The organism is Methylobacterium sp. WL18, assembly GCF_008040015.1.
In the GTDB taxonomy this organism is placed as follows: domain Bacteria; phylum Pseudomonadota; class Alphaproteobacteria; order Rhizobiales; family Beijerinckiaceae; genus Methylobacterium; species Methylobacterium mesophilicum.
Map to the genome: position 1 here is coordinate 1 of NZ_VRVD01000958.1, position 1,273 is coordinate 1,273.

2 protein-coding genes are annotated in these 1,273 nt (G+C 73.9%); one reads left to right on the top strand and one right to left on the bottom strand.

Features of this window, described 5'->3' with window-relative positions; all coding sequences use genetic code 11:
* Positions 1 to 845: hypothetical protein (locus FV228_RS30065; RefSeq protein WP_147857766.1), on the top strand; the 845-nt coding region annotated here is incomplete at its 5' end.
* Positions 846 to 914: 69 nt separating this feature from the next.
* Here FV228_RS30065 and FV228_RS30070 read toward each other — a convergent pair.
* Positions 915 to 1,273, bottom strand: a 359-nt coding sequence (locus FV228_RS30070) for a YbfB/YjiJ family MFS transporter (protein ID WP_147857767.1), incomplete at its 5' end; no start/stop codon positions are given.

Genomic DNA, 1,273 nt, shown 5'->3' on the forward strand with positions numbered 1-1,273 from the left:
GCGACGGCCTCCCGGCCGGGCCGCTCGTGCCCGAGCACGCCACCCTGGAGCGGGGCCTGCGCGCCTGGGTCGAGCGGCAGACGCACCAGCGCCTCGGCTATGTCGAGCAGCTCTACACCTTCGGCGACCGCGACCGCTCCGGCACCGCCGACATGCCGGACGCGCATTCGCTTTCGGTGGCCTACCTCGCCTTGGTCCGCGAGGAACGCCCGGCCGGCCTGGCCGAGGCGGCGTGGCAGAACTGGTACCGCTACCTCCCGTACGAGGATTTCCGCAAAGGCCGGCCGCCCCAGCTCGACGCGATCGAGACGCGGCTCGCCGCCTGGGCCGCCGAGCCGACGGATTGCGCGATCCGCACCCGCCGCCTCGACCGGCTCGGCCTGACCTTCGGGATGAACGGCGGCACCTGGAACGAGGAGCGCGTGCTGGAGCGCTACGAGTTGCTGTTCGAGGCCGGCCTGATCCCGGAGGCGAAGGGCAATGCCGGCCCGGCGGTGCCGAACGACCCGACCGGCGTGCCGATGGCCTTCGACCACCGCCGGGTGCTCGCCACCGCGATCGGCCGGCTGCGCGGCAAGATCAAATACCGCCCGGTGGTGTTCGAGCTGATGCCCCCGGCCTTCACCCTGCTCCAGCTCCAGCGCACCGTCGAGGCCCTGTCGGGCACGCAGCTGCACAAGCAGAACTTTCGCCGGCTCGTCGCCCAGCAGGGGCTGGTGGAGGAGACCGAGGCCCTCACCAGCGGCACCGCCGGCCGACCGGCCCGCTTGGTGCGCTTCCGCCGGGAGGTTCTTTTGGAAAGGCCGGCCCCGGGGCTGCGGCTGCCGTTGCGGCGGGTGGGGTGATCGGCGCAGCCTCGCTCGACGGTGCCAGCCAAGGGCTCACCAGATTGGGGTGCGCGACCCGACGCCGTGTCAGATCGGCACCAGCCGCTCAGGCGATACGCGCGCGGCGCGCCACAGCCACAGAGCCGTCAGCACCAGCAGCAGGGTGGCGACGGCGCCGGTGCAGTCCAGGGCGTCCCAGCCGGCGCGGCGGCCGGGACCCAGCAGGCGCACGAGCACCGGGCCGAGGATCTGTCCGGCCGCGAAGGCGGCGGTCATGCGGGCGAGGAGCGGCGTTGGGTTGTCGGGCCGCGCCTCGCGGGCCAGTTGCAGGCCCGCCATGGTGGCGACCATGAAGGTCCCGCCCACCAGCACCGCCGAGGCCGCGACCGCCCAGAGGGTGTGGGCCACCAGGGGCAGGCCGGTGCCGAGCGCCATGAGGCCCTGCG